We start from the raw sequence: 530 nt of genomic DNA, 5'->3' as shown, positions 1-530 counted from the left end.
TGCCGTCCAGCCAGTTGCCGCACAAGACAGCGTGGTCTGCAGCGCTGAGAAATTGCCGGGGATGGTTGAGGGCTTCTTCCAGATCACGACGACGCTCGGCTTCATTGGGTTGGCAGTCATCTGGCAGGCCGACTCCCTCGCTGAGATCTTCACCGCCAGCCCCGAACAGAAAAAGCGACTCAAAGTCCACAAGCGCGCAGCACTCAAATCCGCCCTCATCTTGGCGGTGCTCGGCCCGCTGTATTCCGTTGTGGCGTCGATTATGGGCCTCCCACTTGGGGACTGTATGAATCTCACTCCCTGGTAAGCGCCCCACCAATCCACCTTTGCCCTCCCATGGAGCATCGAGTGCCCTCCGTACTGGTAGCCGCGTTGCTCGTGTCGAGTTCCATTATCGGCCTCGCCACGGCACAGCCCCCGAGACCAGGGACTGAGACAAACGGCCTCACGGAAAACGAGTCGGCAACGCTCTGGTCTCGTGATAGCGACCGCTACGTCAGCCAACAAGACTACCAGCAGCAGTACGGCGA

The 530-nt window shown here is 60.2% G+C and carries 1 protein-coding gene and 1 pseudogene; both read left to right on the top strand.

All coding sequences use genetic code 11. The features are described from left to right. On the top strand, nucleotides 1-307 hold a 307-nt coding region (locus AUR65_RS19405; protein WP_058568748.1), incomplete at its 5' end, for a hypothetical protein. A 29-nt stretch (nucleotides 308-336) separates the two neighbouring features. Continuing rightward, a pseudogene (locus tag AUR65_RS20405) lies at nucleotides 337-530 on the top strand (hypothetical protein); the annotation flags it as partial.

The organism is Haloferax marisrubri, assembly GCF_001469875.2.
Classification (GTDB): Archaea; Halobacteriota; Halobacteria; order Halobacteriales; family Haloferacaceae; genus Haloferax; species Haloferax marisrubri.
Note: the sequence above shows the minus strand (reverse complement) of the source record. Positions and strands in the feature narration are given on the sequence as shown.